Genomic DNA, 14,982 nt, shown 5'->3' with positions numbered 1-14,982 from the left:
CTTTATGGAACGGTTTCGGATATAGAAATTGTCCAGAAAGACTAGAGAAGCCACCTCATGACCATTTTATCTTATTGCTTCTGTCCCCCAACAGCCCTTTGAATATGAAAAATATGTCTTTCTTCCTTTATTTTCATGATTTAACGATCTTTTAACTTGGCGCGCTCTAGTATGATCGTATAGCTCAGTATGCGTCAAAAGGAAGATTATGAATTATACATGTAAAACTGTTGGGGATGCCGTTATTATTGACATTAAGGGTCGTCTTACCTTTGCTGATTACAGCCAATTCCGCGAGCTAACAGAATTATTCACTGAAAATAAATCGCGTGAGTGTCAACTAAACCTCAATGACCTTGAATTTATCGATTCAGCGGGTCTGGGCATGCTCTTAATTGCCCGCGACAAAATGCGAATGCAAGATGGTGAAGTTACGCTGCGCGGCGCACATGGTCAAGTCAAGAAAATGCTTGATCTGGGACACTTTAGCAGTCTATTCCGCGTCGAATAATTATACGTTCTCATCAGCAGGAGCATAATATGGGCAAGCGTCAGCCAGTATTGCCTCGCCAAATCATAGATAATCCTAAAAAGGTACCGTTGAAGAGCGACCATAAGATAAGTATCTTACGCTCTCCGGTTAGTTCTGATCGCATCCTGACTTCCATTGATGAGGGTAAAAGCATTTTTACAGATTCTCGCCACAGCTTATCCCAGAAAATCTTCCAAGCCATCTTTCATCAAGATATTCCAGTACAGCTTGCCCTATATTTTAAGAATAAAGACATTTATGCCTTAGAATTTGTGCAGATCTTATCGCATTTCTTAAAAAATCAAAATTATCATCCTGTGCTGCATGACCAAATTTTAACGGCTTCGCAAGAAGCCTATGCCAATGCTTTTCTGTGGAGCAGCCTTGAACTGGACTCATCGAAAGAGATTCGCCCCATTGATTTTTTTAAAGAAATTGAAGACCGACTGCAGGAGAAAAAATATGCAGATCGTTATATGGGAATTTATTTGGCCAAATATCCAAATATTCTAGAAGTTGTCATTCACGCCGAGGGTAAACCCATTGTATGGCCGCACGCGCCCACTGAAGAGCGGTTTCGGGGGATTAATTTGATTCGGACTCTAACTGACAAAGTTGATTTTGATGCGAATGGAAAAACGATCAGACTTTATTTTTTAAACTAAATAAAGGAATGTGATGTTTTATAACCATGAAAACCCAACACAAAAATCAATCTACGATAACAAGATCCTGGTTGTTGATGATGCCATGTTAAACCGGGAGCTCATTACAAGCTTTCTAAAGGGTACAGGCTATCAAAACGTCGCAACGGCTGTCGATGGGGAGGATGCCCTCCATCAACTCAAACAGTATGATATTGACCTTGTGATTCTTGATCTACTTATGCCAAATGTGGACGGGACCGAAGTCATAAAAAAAGTTCGGACTGACGCCCGATTAAAGCAACTTCCTATTTTAGTTCAAACAGCCATTAGCGATCCCGAAGAAAGGGCTGAAGCGTGGAAATATGGGGCGACAGACATTATTACAAAGCCGATTCACAAGCTTGAACTGTTAGCCCGAGTCAAAGTCCACCTTGAAAATAGCTTTTTGATCGGTACCTTAGAAAACTACCAAAAGATTGCCGATCATGAAGTGGCCAAAGCTTTGGAGTTGCAAAAATCTCTGCTCCCATCCGAAGATTTTCTTAAACAACTTGGGGAAAAACATCATATTTCAATTGACTCTATTTTTATCCCGTCTCGTTTTTTAAGTGGTGATATTTGGGGATTGTACGAACTTGACCCTGGGCGAATTCTGGTATGGATATGTGATTTTTCCGGCAAAGGTATTAGCGCTTCTCTGTATACGTTACGATTACACACCCTGATCGCCGAACATCGGCATAAATTAAAAGATCCCTCGACCCTCATTCACTTAGTCAACACAAAATTATTTGAAATGGTTAATGAGGGCCATTTTTGTACATTCTTGGCGGGTGTTGTGGATCTCAATCGGATGAAGTTTGATTATTTATCCGCTAGCGCCACCCATCCCATTGTTTATCATCCTTTTGAAAAAAGCTATAGCTTGGGCGATGGGGCAGGACTGCCTTTAGGCATTACAAAGGAAGTCACCTATCCCCTTAAGACCTTAGATCTCAAGCCTGGCGATAACCTAATCCTTTATAGCGACTTGATGTGGGAAGATCAGGGAACTATCCCTGATATGTCCTTTTTACCCGAGGAACTTCCCGGGCTTATTCATCGCCTTAATGGTCAAAGCTTGATTGAAATGGCCAAAGACAAAATCCGAGAATCTGCTGAACCCGCCTTTTCAGACGACCTAACACTTATTGAAATCGCCATTAAACCAGGCAGGAGTTGAAAGATGTCAAGATTCATGAAGACCAATCTTGTCTTTAAAGATATTTTTTCTTACTTTCTTGGTGGTTTTAGTTTGTGCTTTATTGCTCTCTTCTTTACTGCCTATTATAGCTATCAGACTATTTATCAGCAAGCCATTGATGAATCATCAGCCGCCATCAAGGGGGCCATCACCACTGAACAACGTAAAATGTCGAGCCTTGTAGAATCTTATGGTTATTGGGGGCAAACCTATAATCATGTCGTCAAAAATTTTGACTCAGCTTGGATTGAGGAGAATGTTACCACCGATATAAAAACTAACTTCTCTATTCCCTATGTTGCAATTTTTGATGCAGATTTAAATTTCACCACCCTTTATAGCAATAATATCAAATTTGGCACTCCTCAAAAACTCGCTCCCAGTGTTCTGAGTCAACCCCTCATTCAATTTAAAGATGGTACTGGAAAGGCAAAATCAACTACGACTTTCATCAAAGAAGGCGATAAAATTTATATGGTTAGCATTAGCAAAATCACAGATAGTACAAGAGTCAGTAAATATGCATTTTTAGTGATGATCAAACCTGTCACTGAAGCTTATATGGATCAAATATCCGAAGACTATGCTCTGGCGAATGTGGATTTAGTGGCAACACCAAACCAATTTCAATTGGGGTCTAAACCAAGTTTAGCCCTCAAAGAAGATGATAAAATAATTGGGTATATGACGTGGTCACCGCGTGATAGTGCGACAAATATCTTAAAAATTCTAATTCCCGTCGGTTTTATTGTCGCCCTACTTTTGACCTTTATTGGTTTTATGATTACGCGTCAAATTATCAGAGCCAACTCGGGTTATACCGAGATCCTCAGTGAGCTGGCGCAAGCTGCGAATGAATTAATGGTTGCCAAAGAGAAATCAGATCTTTCCAGTGAAGCTAAAACGCGATTCCTATCGATGATGAGTCACGAAATTAAAACACCGATGAACGGCTTAATGGGGATGATTACTCTCCTAAAGGACACAGAACTAAATGATACCCAAATTCAATATGTTAATACGATGGAAAATTCAACCGATTCATTGCTTAAGCTTGTTGATAATATCTTAGAGTTCAGCAAATTAGAAAGCGGCGAAGTTAGTGTCATGTTTAGTGATATTAATATCCGTCAAATGGTATCCGAAATCCATGGACTCTTATTCCCCATTAGCATTCAGAAAAAGCTAAAATTTGAAACCTATTTCGACGATACTGTGCCCATGATTATTCGTTCAGACGCAATTCGCCTGCGCCAAATTATCCTTCACCTTGTGACCAATGCTCTAAAGTTTACCAAAGTTGGCTCAGTTCGAATTAATGTCACGGCCGCTGATATGGGCAATAATCATTGCGAGCTTAGCATTCAGATTATTGATACGGGCATTGGCATTCCCGATGGCATTAAAGAAACATTGTTCCAAGACTTTTTCCAAGTTGATGGTGATATCAACCGGACCCATGATGGTGCCGGACTTGGGTTAAGTATCGTTAAAAATATAGTGACTTTATTAGGCGCTAAAGTTGGTGTTGAAAGCAAACTGGGGCAAGGCAGTGTCTTTTGGTTCCAACTGAATGTGGAAACGGTGACGAAATTAAATATCTCAGAGTTCAAAGATACCGCCTCTTCCTCCATTCATCATCTTAATTTATTGTTGGTTGAAGAAGAAGTAAATGACGGCTCTTATACCCGCCATCTTCTGGAAAAAGTGGGCAATCAGGTTGCAACCGCAAGCAATGTTGCCATAGCCGCTGATATGCTCAATCACACTCATTATGATGCGATTCTTGTCAATATCCCGGAAAATGAAAGTTTACACGGCGATTTCTCACCGACAATGATTAAAGCTGCTATGACTGGTAAAATTCCAGCGCCCATTGTGGGAATAGCCCAAAATGGGGCTACGTCTTATGATTCAAATCAATACGATCATATTATTAATCCCCCCTTAACATCCTCTAAACTGACCACCGCCTTGACGGAAGCAATTGGCTCAAAACAAGTTCACTAATTCCGTTGACCTGGTGACCTTGCAATTAAATATAGATTCATGTATTTTTCAGGTAGATAATATTAATTTGAACTTGAGAATTACCTATGGACCAAACAACATTGCAGGCTGTTAGCAGCCAAACCCTTGCCCCAACTGCGGAAACTGTTGAGCATGGATTTTCAATGTTAGACATGTTTTGGGGCGCTGATCCAATCATCAAGATCATCATGCTTATGTTGGTGGCGGCCTCCTTCTGGTCATGGACAATTATTTTCCAAAAAACCATACGTCTTAAGAAACTTACGGATGCAGCCGATCAATTCGAAGAAGCTTTTTGGTCTGGCGGCGCCTTAGATGATTTGTATGATCGCATCCACAATCGTCCCCAAGATCCCCTTAGTGCCACCTTCTGTGCCGCTATGAAAGAATGGCGCCGTTCAGTTTCAAAAGGAATTGCAAAAGCATCTGACGCACGCGGTACCATGCAACAACGGATTGAACGGGTTATGCATCTTACCATTAATCGTGAAATGGAAGACCTTGAACGGTACTTAGGGTTTCTTGCCTCAACGGGTTCTACGGCCCCCTTCATTGGATTGTTTGGGACTGTTTTGGGAATTATGAACAGCTTCCAATCCATTGCTATTCAACAAAACACCAATTTGGCTGTTGTTGCCCCCGGTATTGCAGAAGCGCTATTTGCAACAGCGATTGGCTTGGTGGCAGCGATTCCTGCGGTTATTGCTTATAATAAATTATCCAGCGACATGAATCGCTATGCAAATCGCCTTGAAGCTTTTGCTGGCGAATTTACTGGCATTATTTCCCGTCAGTTGGAAGAAGGAGCAGCATAACCATGGCAATGGGTTCCGTCAACAAATCATCTCGCAACGGCCGACGCCGTCATGGGGCCGGCTTTTCTGAAATTAATGTCACGCCGATGGTTGATGTGATGTTGGTACTTTTAATCATTTTTATGGTAGCAGCCCCCATGTTAACAGTCGGCGTTCCCGTTGATCTGCCTAAAACAAAAGCTGCTAAAATGAATGATCAGGTGGAACCAATTGTTGTTTCGGTCGATGCCACTGGAAAAACGTTTTTGCAAGAAACAGCAATCGAGGCGGAAGGATTAGTCGCTCATTTATTGGCAATTACCTCCAACAATCCTGATGCCCGAATTTATGTTCGCGGTGATCAAAGTCTTGCTTATGGTAAAGTTATGGAAGTTATGGGTGAAATTGCAGCAGCGGGATTTACGAAAGTATCGCTCATTGCTGAAATGCCAACAGGCGCCTCAGCAGCTGCCCCTTCTTCTTTGGCGAGCCCCCCTGCTAAAGTAGCACGGCCACAGCCCCCAGCCAGAGGACACAATAACCCACAAAGCTTGCCAACACTGCAACAACTTGTGCCGCCAACTCAACCACATGTTTTGCCTCCTCGGCCTGTTGCTCGTCCAAACACCCGGCAAGCCGCACCGCGGCCTCAGATTCAACCACAACAACGTCAACCGCAACGTCAATCGAGTCGGGGTTAGTGAACCATGAAGCGCGCAGCGATCTTTTCTGGTATTTTGCATGGCGTGATTTTGATCATCATGCTGATAGGACTCATCAATCCTTTTTCACGCAAACTTGAAGATCAGCGCCCTTTGATGATTGAATTTGTCGATATCTCAGAGATCACAAAAGCTCCTATCCTCGCCCCCATGGACGTTATGGAACCAGAGCCTATCCTAGAAGCGCCTCAACAAGAGCCAGAGCCTCAGCCATCACCGCCCCCGGTACAACCGCCCCTTCCTGCGCCGATGCCGGAACCAACACCACCACCGCCGGTTGAACAACCAAAGCCAGAGCCAATGCCGGAACCGGTAAAGGCGCCTGAGCCAGAACCGTTGCCACTTCCAGAACCAAAGAAGGAAGAACCGAAAAAGGAAGAGCCTAAAAAAGAAGAAAAGAAACCGGAAAAACAACCTGAGGAAAAAAGAAACCAGAGCCCCCTCAAAAAGAAAAGGCTGAGGTTAATTTAACGAAAGAACAACCGACACCAAAGGTTAATGAGGCAAAAGAGAAAAAGAAAATTGATGATGACTTTAATGACATCTTCGCGGATGTAACGAAGGAAACAAAAAAGAAAGATACATCGAAGACCAGCGGTAAAACAAAAGGGGCACCAGCTGAACAAGTTGGTGAAGTGGTAACCGCTTCTGAGATTGATTTAATTAATAAGACAGTGCGGGCTTGCTGGCTTGTCCCCAATGGTGTGAGAGGTGCACGCAATCTTGTCGTTAAAATAAGAATAAAAATTGCAAAAGATGGCACTATCCAATCTGCCCAAATTGCTAACCCCGAAAATATGGGTGATCCAGTTTTTCGGGCAGCAGCAGAAAGCGCCCAGCGTGCCCCTATGGACCCGAAATGTAACAAAATACCATTAAACCCGGCAAAATATAAACAATGGGAAACTATAGTGATAAATTTTGACCCAGCGGACATGCAATGAACAAGAGGGACCATGAGGGGTAACATATGATGGAAAGTAAAGTATTGATGATGAAGAATATTAATCAAACTCTGAAGCATGTAGCGGCAGCATCCTTCGCTATCGTCTTTTCTTATTTAGGAATCTCTTCTGCTCAAGCAGAGCTTGAGGTGACCATTAATCAGGGTCAAATTAAACCAACTCCCATTGCCATCACCCCCTTTGTGGATAAAAGTGGCCAAACCTTTGGCCAAGATCTCGCTGCAATTATTACTTATGACCTGCAATCATCAGGCTTATTCTTGCCCATCGATCCTCAAGCTTTTGTCCAAAACATTGACTCACTTAACATCCAAGGCCCCCGCTTTGCCGATTGGCGCATCATTAATGCTCAATGTTTGCTAGCAGGTGAGGTTGAGGTTAGCGGTGGCCAAGTCACGGTCAGATTTCGACTCTTTGATAGCTTTCGCGGCACCCAAATGTTAGGGTTGGAACTTTCTGTTGATGAGAAAAAATGGCGTCGGCTGGGTCATATGGTTGCCGATGAAGTTTATAAACGCATCACCGGAGAAGAAGGTTATTTCAACACCATGATTTCTTTTATTGAAGAATCAGGTCCCCATGGCCGCAAGCGCATGCGACGCCTCGGTATTATGGATTATGATGGAGCAAATGTACGCTATTTGACAGATGGCAAGCACATGGCCATGACCCCCCGCTTCTCTCCAAACAACCGCGATATTGCCTTTTTATCATTTGAAAAAAGTGGCTTAGCTCAGGTCTATCTATACAACCTTGCCAATGGATCAAAAAAGCTTTTAGGGCAATTTGAGGGAATGAGCTTTGCGCCTCGGTTTTCACCCGATGCCACAAAATTGGTCATGAGCCTCGAAAAGGCAGGAAATTCTGCCGTCTATCTTAAAGATTTAAATAGTGGATCGCTAACGGCTCTCACTCAACATACTTGTATTGATACTTCCCCCTGTTTTTCACCCGATGGTAACAATATTGTTTTTACCTCTGATCGCGGCGGTAACGAGCAGATTTATGTCATGGATAACCACGGGGGCGATGTCAGACGGATCAGCTTTGGCGGGGGTAAATACTCCCAGCCAGTTTGGTCACCGCGCGGCGACTTAATTACCTTTACAAAGATCCAACAAGGCCAATTTTATATCGGCGTCATGAATCCCGACGGATCTAATGAGCGATTAATTTGTACAGACTACTTGGTTGAAGCCCCCATTTGGTCACCTAATGGTCGAGTTATCTTATACACCCGTGAACGCCGTGCCAAGGGAACGCGTTTTAGTAAGATTTGCGCGATTGATGTAACGGGCCGTACAAAATGTGAGCTAAAAACACCAAGAGAAGCAACCGATGCGGCATGGTCTCAATTACTCGACAAAAGTGTCACGCCCTCTCGAGATAATTTAAACTTATTGTCAAAACTATGAAAAAGCCAGGTATACAACAAGAAAAATGTATTGCTTCATGCCTCTTATACCACGATCAGCCTGTAGCAATATCAAGAAAATAGCAATAATTTGAAACAGTATCAGAAGGTAAGTGATTGCTACAATAAAAATAGTGCTTAGATGCGCTTACTGCATCCAACTTATATTAATTGAGGATTTTGTTTTTATATAGAAAATTGAACAGCGAGAATAAACAAGGCAAAAAGCAAAAGATAACTGTTTAAAATAAATCTCTGAGAGAGTGCAACAGTTTCGGCTTAAAATTTGCCAGGAGAAGTAAATATGAAATTAAGAAAAGCTACCAAAATTATTATTGTGCTGGTACTTCTTATTGTTAGCGTCTATTTATCAACCGAGCCGAAGTATGCCCCGCCATCGGCTGTTACTCCACCGTTTATAACACACTTTCCCACATTTATTGCGCACAAATCTATAATTTCTAACAAAAGTCACCCCAACACAATTGACGCTATCGAAGAAGTTCTGATGAGTGAAGTCCCCGGCATTGAGGTTGATGTTCGCCTCTCTAAAGACGGGATTCCTTTCATCTATCACGGTAACACTCTTGAAGAAGAAACCAACGGTGTGGGCATACCTGAAGATCAGGTGTGGACAGATTTAGAAAAACTAACCTATAAAAATACAACAAATTCTAAAATCATGACACTTGAGAGCCTCTTAACCACGGTTGGCTCTAAAAAGTTTATTTTTCTTGATATAAAAACTTATAAAATCTTTAACCAAAAATTAGCGCTGGCTATTACAGCTTTAATCAATAAATACCAGCTTCAAGAAACAATTTTTGTGGAATCATTCAACCCATTTCTTCTGCTGTCTGTAAGATTAACCGCTCCTGACATTTTAATAATGTATGACTTTACAACGAGTAGTGAAGCGCCCAGTAAAGATATTGAACCACAATTTAAAAAAATCCCATGGCTATTAAAACAGCCCTTTATTCAAAAACAGATCCGTCGAATTATTCGTCCCGATTTGTTAAGCCCTCGCTTTAACATTAATGAAGACATGTTAAAATCTATCATTAGCAATGGATATCCAGTTGTTGCCTCTAACATTGATACACCACAAGCCGCGCAAGGCCTGTTGGATATAGGCGTCAAAGGAATCCAAACTAATAAATCTATGAGCATTATTCAACGCGTCAAAGCCACCTCTCAAGCAACCTATGATGCGGGTGGCTCAGGCGTCATTCCAAGCAAAATTATCCATGTCCAAACAGTAGAAGATATAGTAGAAGCCGTTCAACTTGCCCGCAGCACGCAAAAAAAGATTACAATAGCGGGACTTCGACATTCCATGGGGGGACATACTCTTCTTGACAATTCGATACAACTCGACACCTTAGGCTTTAAAAAGGTTACTTATAATCCTGAAACAATGACCGTTAATATTGAACCTGGGGCGACATGGAAAAGGGTACAAAAAGTTCTTGATCGTTATGGACGATCTGTGAAAGTGATGCAGGGCGATAACATTTTTACAGTTGGTGGCACCATTAGCATCAATATCCACGGCTGGCAAACAAATTCTGCGCCTCTTGCCTCAACAGTCGTCTCACTTAAGGTTCTGACAGCTGATGGGAAAATACATCACCTCCATCGAGATGATCATTCCCTACTTTTTAGAGCGGTTTTAGGAGGATATGGTTTATTTGGCTTGATCATTAATGTGGAATTAGAAACTGCCCCGAACACAGCTCTCAAATTCAAAGCCGAATTTATTGATCCCAATGACTTTACCCAAGCCTATGAGAAATATGTAACTCAAAATCCCAAGGCCGAACTTGCTTATGGTCGCCTGTGCGTTGATAAGCATCATTTATTTAAGCATGCAGGATTATACTGGTATGAGCAAACTCATGCTGACAAATTAGAGGACCTTAAATTTAAACCACCTATTACAGATAATCGCGGTATTTTACGCGCTTCAGAAACTTATAATTGGGGCAAAAAATTACGGTGGTCGGCAGAAAAAACTTATGTACAACGCATGTTACACTCTAACGCTATCAGCCGAAATAATGCGATGAACACGGATATTCAGATCTTGTGGCCCATCTATAGAACGCATAAGGATGTCTTACAAGAATTCTTAGTCCCCAAACAAAATCTAAATGCTTTTGTAGCAAGCCTTAAAAAACATATTTTGGATTTCAAAATAAACATTTTGCATGTAACGATCCGAGAAGTAAAGCAAGACCATATCTCGTTGCTCCCTTATGCAAAAACGGATATGTTTGGGCTTCTTTGCGCCTTTTCTCAAGGTCGTACGCCAGATGAAGAAAAGCAAATGCGGCAATTCACTCAAAAGGTGATTGATGATCTCCTTCAACTAAATGGCGTATTCTTTTTGCCCTATCGTCTTCATTATACAAAAGAACAATTGTTGACAGCTTACCCTGAAATTAAAGAATGGGTCAGATTGAAGAAAACTTTAGATTCAGAAAATATGTTTGACAGCGAATTCTTCCAATATGTTTCAAAAGATGAGGATTAAGTAGCTTTATTGATGCGAAGGATCTACCTACAGTATTGACATGATAAGTCATCTTCCTTTGAAAATGAGTCAAAATTTTGCAGTAGTAACCCATTCTCCAAGAAATTTTGGCTATTTTTCAGAAGACGCCCTTAGCCTAAAAGTACTTTTTTCTAAGGATTTTAAGCATTTACTGCTATTACCATAGTGTCGCTATATTTTTCATTGACTTAAAAAACTTAACAATGTTAGGTTTTAGACTCTGTGTCCTTAATAATTAAGTTAAGGAAGCACAGTCTAAATGTTAAGGAATTTATTATTTTGCTAGCTAAGGACCCATTCTTTTACATTTCCTTCTATTTTGCGCCAAAGCGCGCATAATATTCTATACCCAAAATTTACAGTCAAAATTATAGTTAACGCAGTCCAGACCAAAAGGTCACAAAGGTATACATTATGGGAAAAGTTTTTGGATCGAGTTGTTTAATTGCTGGCACAGCCATTGGGGCAGGCATGTTAGCCTTACCCATGATTCTTGCAAAAGTTGGCTTGATCCAATCCATTGGTTTAATGGTCAGCGTATGGTTACTCGCCTATTATTCCGCGCTTTTAGGATCAGAATTGAATCTTCGGGCACAAGTTCCCTTATCCTTAGGCTCCCTCTCTCAACACTTTAGTGGTCCAAAAGCAAAACTGGTGGGCCAAGTGTCATTTATGCTTTTGTGTTATGCATTGTTGGCCGCTTACTTGGATGGCAGTAGTTCTGTTATAGCCTCCCTCCTAAAGACAATTCCGGATGCCTCACCTCTTGATGCTAATACATTGATTCATGGTATAGTGATAGGGCTTGGGATCGTCTTGCTATTATCGACAAAATTGATTGATTACACCAATCGAATTTTGTTCCTAACCATGGTCACCATTCTCGTCCTCTTGGTGGGGGTTCTGTCCTTTTGGATTAAACCAATGGTTAATCTACAGTTATTGCAACCCGCAGGATCAGCGTTGCCTTTGCTGCAAGCCCTGCCAGTGGTTTTTACTTCTTTTGGGTTTCAAATCATTTTCCACACCATATGTGGCTATCTTGAGTTAGATCCTTCAAAGATTCGACGGGCGTTTTTTTGGGGCAGCTTGGTTCCTGCAATTTCCTATTTCAGCTGGACAGTAGTTAGTTTGATGTTCATGGCATCCCATCAACCAGAAATTTTTGCTACCCTCCTAGGGGGATCTCTTGACGTTGGTGATTTTATCTATAGCCTTAGCCAAGCCTCAGACTTTCCTTTGCTCAAGCTTTTAGCATGGATGCTATCTGTTCTTGCCATTATAACATCCGCCATCGGTGTCGGCTTAGGATTAACTCATACTTGGCGGGCAATGGTAAACAATCGATTTTGGGGGGTCATATTGACTATCATTCCCCCTTACTTCATTGCCTATAAAATTCCCGAGGCCTTTATTCATGCTTTGGGTTTTGCTGGTATGGTTCTGGTCATCATAGCCTTACTTCTACCCCTCTATTTACTGTATCGCTCAGACTATTTAGCAGTGACACATTATAAGATCTTAGATAATAAACCCCTTCGACTGATTGTAATAGGGATTAGCTCCATGATTATAACAATTGAAATCTTACATTTACTAAAGTGGTTATAAAAAATGAATAAAACAGTTGGATCCACCTGCATGGTTGCAGGGACAGCCATCGGAGCAGGCATGATTGCCCTTCCCATGACACTTGCTAAGCTTGGCTTTTTAGCAACCGGCGGCTTAATGGCTATAACTTGGCTGATTGTCTATTATTCCGCTTTATTGGGAACTGAACTAACTCTCAGGCTAGGTGATAATCTGACCTTAAGTGAAATCTCCAGACGCCTTAGTGGCCGGGGAGCAGAAGTACTAGCCATGGTCTGCGTCATGATTTTATCCTATGCTCTTTTAGCAGCCTATCTTTATGGTGGTAGCTCTATTTCGAATTCCCTCCTCATCGCAGCATTGGACCAAACAATTCCCATGGCTTCTCTTATCAAAGCAGCAGCGTTGTTCCTCTTGATTGTTCTCACCTTGGGAATTCGGTGGATTGATTACATTAATCGCCTTATGTTTTTTGCTCTTATTGGCCTATTAATTGTCACAATCTTTGGTCTAAGCCAAGGAATTAGCCTTGCAACAATTCCTCCGGTCACGTCTCAAACATTTAATCTTGCGACGTGGACAATCGCCTTTCCCATCATTTTTACATCCTTTGGCTTTCAAATAATGATTCCAGCTATTTCTGGATATTTAAACCGTGATATTGTCAGGATCAAACGCGCCTTTTTGTGGGGTAGCTTAATTCCTGTTGCTGTTTACTTAGCCTGGACGTTATCAACTTTAGGCACCTTGACAACCAACCATTCCAGCCTATTCGAGAAGGTCGTATCAGAATCCGTTGACGTTGGCGAATTTGTTCAGATGCTATCGACCACAACAACATGGGACCATCTGCAACTGTTTGTCTGGGGTGTATCATTTTTTGCAATTATTACCTCAGCCTTTGGGGTTGCCTTAGGACTGATTGACGTGTGGCAGAAATTACTACCGTCAGCCCTCAAAGGATGGCCCCGCAAAATGATTGCAGCTCTCATAACTGTCATTCCTCCCTTTAGCAGTGCCCTCCTAACGCCGGGTACCTTCATTAAAGCACTCGGTTTTGCAGGCATGATTTTAGTCATAATTGCGATCATTTTGCCAACCTATTTGATTTATAAAAGTGATCGAGAGGAAAAAACATCTTTTTACGCCGTCACCAGCAATCATCTGGTTCGACTCCTTTGTTTGGCCTTTGCGGTTGGTTTAGTGGGATGTGAGCTATTTAATATGATAGGGTAAAAAAGGGTAATTTAAAATTTCTTAAAAATACTCTTTTCCTATCAATATTTTTCCCTTGAAAAAGGGGAAGCATTTGGGCCATTAAGGGCCAACTCTCCCGCCTCCCCCCGAGAGAAATGGGGTGTGCTTCTGATTTAAGCCTTTATTTCGATGGATGCTCCCACTTTGGTGAGCTGATAAATTTCATCCATTTCTTGATTGCTGACAGCAATACAGCCCAATGTCCAATCATAAACGCTATGCATTTTACCAATCATGGCAAATTCTTTACCTAAACCATGAATCATAATATCACCACCGGGCTTTACATACTTCTGATGAGCCCTAAGAATATCTTGCTGATTTGGGTAAGAAATTCTTAATGATTTATGAAATTGGCTAGCAGGATTCTTGCCACTGATTTTGTAGGCCCCCTCCGGCGTTCTGGAGTCCCCTTCTTTTTCTTTATGGCCAATTGGATTTTTACCTAAGGCAACCTTATAGGTTTTTACCACATTATCACCACAATAAAGATGGAGGCGACGTTTAGATTTTTCAACCACAATCCGGTCCACAGAACCTGGTTTAAGGGTAGTCTCTTCTGAGTAAACAGGGAAGCCTAAAAGGCTAAACAGAATTACCAACCTCTTTAATAAAAGCTTATTCATTATTCTATCTAACCTTTTTGACTCATTCTTACTAGATAGGCACCTTCCTATGAAGACTTAGTAACCTACCTGCCTCTGTCAGCCACGACACGGGCCCGACTGGTATTGCTCCGGCTACCAAAACTAACTGTTGTTTGCCCAGCCGGCTTAATCGGCATAATCACCAGGACGCGTTGGCCCATCGATAATTCTGGATCTCGACCTTGAGCAAGGGTCATCAAGCGTCCATTATCTAATTCAATTTGGTATTCAAAACCTTCTTGTTCCGTTAAGGCTTGCTCGGCAAAGTGTCCACCAATTGCCCCTGCAACAGCGCCAAGTGCAGTTCCTGCTACAGCGCCACGACCTTTACCAACTTGAGATCCTAGAGCACCGCCGCCTAATAAGCCGAGCATAGAACCAGCTCCTGGATCATTTTGATGTTCGGGATCTTTCATATTAATCCGAACAACACGCTTTCCCACAATAATACCCCGCAGAGTGTCATTGATCTCCCCACTGGCAGCAACAGAATAATCACTCCCGCCAATACGAGGGGCACAACCGGTCATAGTGACGGCGGCACAAACTGCAATGGAAAGCATAAGAATCTTTTTCATTT

The 14,982-nt window shown here is 41.9% G+C and carries 14 protein-coding genes; 12 read left to right on the top strand and 2 right to left on the bottom strand.

Features of this window, described 5'->3' with window-relative positions:
* The first annotated feature begins 208 nt into the window (after nt 1-208).
* The 12 genes from ID47_RS00450 (at nt 209) to ID47_RS00395 (ending at nt 13,734) form a co-directional block, all read left to right on the top strand.
* Nucleotides 209-511, top strand: coding sequence for an STAS domain-containing protein (locus ID47_RS00450; protein ID WP_038462737.1), 303 nt, complete (start codon nt 209-211; stop codon nt 509-511).
* 29 nt (nt 512-540) lie between these two features.
* Entirely contained in the window at nt 541-1,197 is a 657-nt protein-coding gene (locus ID47_RS00445; RefSeq protein ID WP_038462735.1) for an ATP-binding protein, read from the top strand.
* Between the two features lie 13 nt (nt 1,198-1,210).
* Nucleotides 1,211-2,401 carry a PP2C family protein-serine/threonine phosphatase gene (locus ID47_RS00440; RefSeq protein ID WP_051908294.1) on the top strand — a complete coding sequence of 397 codons (1,191 nt, stop codon included), beginning with the start codon at nt 1,211-1,213 and terminating at the stop codon, nt 2,399-2,401.
* A 3-nt stretch (nt 2,402-2,404) separates the two neighbouring features.
* Nucleotides 2,405-4,432: an ATP-binding protein gene (locus ID47_RS00435; protein WP_038462733.1), complete on the top strand. Its 2,028-nt coding sequence runs from the start codon at nt 2,405-2,407 to the stop codon at nt 4,430-4,432.
* Nucleotides 4,433-4,518: 86 nt separating this feature from the next.
* Complete coding sequence (gene tolQ / locus ID47_RS00430) at nt 4,519-5,268, top strand: protein TolQ (protein WP_198022302.1); 750 nt, start codon at nt 4,519-4,521, stop codon at nt 5,266-5,268.
* A gap of 2 nt (nt 5,269-5,270) precedes the next feature.
* Nucleotides 5,271-5,948 (top strand): protein TolR, encoded by a 678-nt coding sequence (gene tolR, locus ID47_RS12540; protein WP_084675807.1) that lies wholly within the window; start codon nt 5,271-5,273, stop codon nt 5,946-5,948.
* A gap of 6 nt (nt 5,949-5,954) precedes the next feature.
* The gene (locus tag ID47_RS00420) at nt 5,955-6,440 is read left to right on the top strand and encodes a hypothetical protein (protein ID WP_051908292.1); all 486 of its coding nucleotides are present in this window, start codon (nt 5,955-5,957) and stop codon (nt 6,438-6,440) included.
* A gap of 164 nt (nt 6,441-6,604) precedes the next feature.
* Nucleotides 6,605-6,913, top strand: a complete 309-nt coding sequence (locus ID47_RS00415; RefSeq protein ID WP_038462731.1) for a cell envelope integrity TolA family protein — start codon at nt 6,605-6,607, stop codon at nt 6,911-6,913.
* A 26-nt stretch (nt 6,914-6,939) separates the two neighbouring features.
* Complete coding sequence (gene tolB, locus ID47_RS00410; RefSeq protein WP_232223242.1) at nt 6,940-8,349, top strand: Tol-Pal system beta propeller repeat protein TolB; 1,410 nt, start codon at nt 6,940-6,942, stop codon at nt 8,347-8,349.
* 303 nt (nt 8,350-8,652) lie between these two features.
* Nucleotides 8,653-10,887 (top strand): FAD-binding protein, encoded by a 2,235-nt coding sequence (locus ID47_RS00405; RefSeq protein ID WP_038462729.1) that lies wholly within the window; start codon nt 8,653-8,655, stop codon nt 10,885-10,887.
* 435 nt (nt 10,888-11,322) lie between these two features.
* The gene (locus tag ID47_RS00400; RefSeq protein WP_038462727.1) at nt 11,323-12,519 is read left to right on the top strand and encodes an amino acid permease; all 1,197 of its coding nucleotides are present in this window, start codon (nt 11,323-11,325) and stop codon (nt 12,517-12,519) included.
* A gap of 3 nt (nt 12,520-12,522) precedes the next feature.
* Complete coding sequence (locus tag ID47_RS00395; protein WP_038462725.1) at nt 12,523-13,734, top strand: amino acid permease; 1,212 nt, start codon at nt 12,523-12,525, stop codon at nt 13,732-13,734.
* Between the two features lie 134 nt (nt 13,735-13,868).
* Here ID47_RS00395 and ID47_RS00390 read toward each other — a convergent pair whose 3' ends face one another.
* On the bottom strand, nt 13,869-14,381 hold the full coding sequence (locus ID47_RS00390; RefSeq protein ID WP_038462723.1) for a L,D-transpeptidase family protein: 513 nt from the start codon (nt 14,379-14,381) through the stop codon (nt 13,869-13,871).
* Nucleotides 14,382-14,446: 65 nt separating this feature from the next.
* Nucleotides 14,447-14,980, bottom strand: coding sequence for an outer membrane lipoprotein (locus tag ID47_RS11420; protein ID WP_051908291.1), 534 nt, complete (start codon nt 14,978-14,980; stop codon nt 14,447-14,449).
* Nucleotides 14,981-14,982 lie beyond the last annotated feature (2 nt).

Origin of the sequence: Candidatus Paracaedibacter acanthamoebae (genome assembly GCF_000742835.1) — a bacterium.
Classification (GTDB): domain Bacteria; phylum Pseudomonadota; class Alphaproteobacteria; order Paracaedibacterales; family Paracaedibacteraceae; genus Paracaedibacter; species Paracaedibacter acanthamoebae.
This window is presented reverse-complemented; position numbering and strand designations above follow the sequence as displayed.

Coding starts and splice junctions, on each gene's coding strand:
- tolQ (WP_198022302.1), top strand. CDS start 4,519: ATGGACCAAACAACATTGCAGGCTGTTAGCAGCCAAACCCTTGCCCCA.
- tolR (WP_084675807.1), top strand. CDS start 5,271: ATGGCAATGGGTTCCGTCAACAAATCATCTCGCAACGGCCGACGCCGT.
- ID47_RS00440 (WP_051908294.1), top strand. CDS start 1,211: ATGTTTTATAACCATGAAAACCCAACACAAAAATCAATCTACGATAAC.
- ID47_RS00405 (WP_038462729.1), top strand. CDS start 8,653: ATGAAATTAAGAAAAGCTACCAAAATTATTATTGTGCTGGTACTTCTT.
- ID47_RS11420 (WP_051908291.1), bottom strand. CDS start 14,980: ATGAAAAAGATTCTTATGCTTTCCATTGCAGTTTGTGCCGCCGTCACT.
- ID47_RS00400 (WP_038462727.1), top strand. CDS start 11,323: ATGGGAAAAGTTTTTGGATCGAGTTGTTTAATTGCTGGCACAGCCATT.
- ID47_RS00395 (WP_038462725.1), top strand. CDS start 12,523: ATGAATAAAACAGTTGGATCCACCTGCATGGTTGCAGGGACAGCCATC.
- tolB (WP_232223242.1), top strand. CDS start 6,940: ATGATGGAAAGTAAAGTATTGATGATGAAGAATATTAATCAAACTCTG.
- ID47_RS00435 (WP_038462733.1), top strand. CDS start 2,405: ATGTCAAGATTCATGAAGACCAATCTTGTCTTTAAAGATATTTTTTCT.
- ID47_RS00445 (WP_038462735.1), top strand. CDS start 541: ATGGGCAAGCGTCAGCCAGTATTGCCTCGCCAAATCATAGATAATCCT.
- ID47_RS00450 (WP_038462737.1), top strand. CDS start 209: ATGAATTATACATGTAAAACTGTTGGGGATGCCGTTATTATTGACATT.
- ID47_RS00390 (WP_038462723.1), bottom strand. CDS start 14,381: ATGAATAAGCTTTTATTAAAGAGGTTGGTAATTCTGTTTAGCCTTTTA.
- ID47_RS00420 (WP_051908292.1), top strand. CDS start 5,955: ATGAAGCGCGCAGCGATCTTTTCTGGTATTTTGCATGGCGTGATTTTG.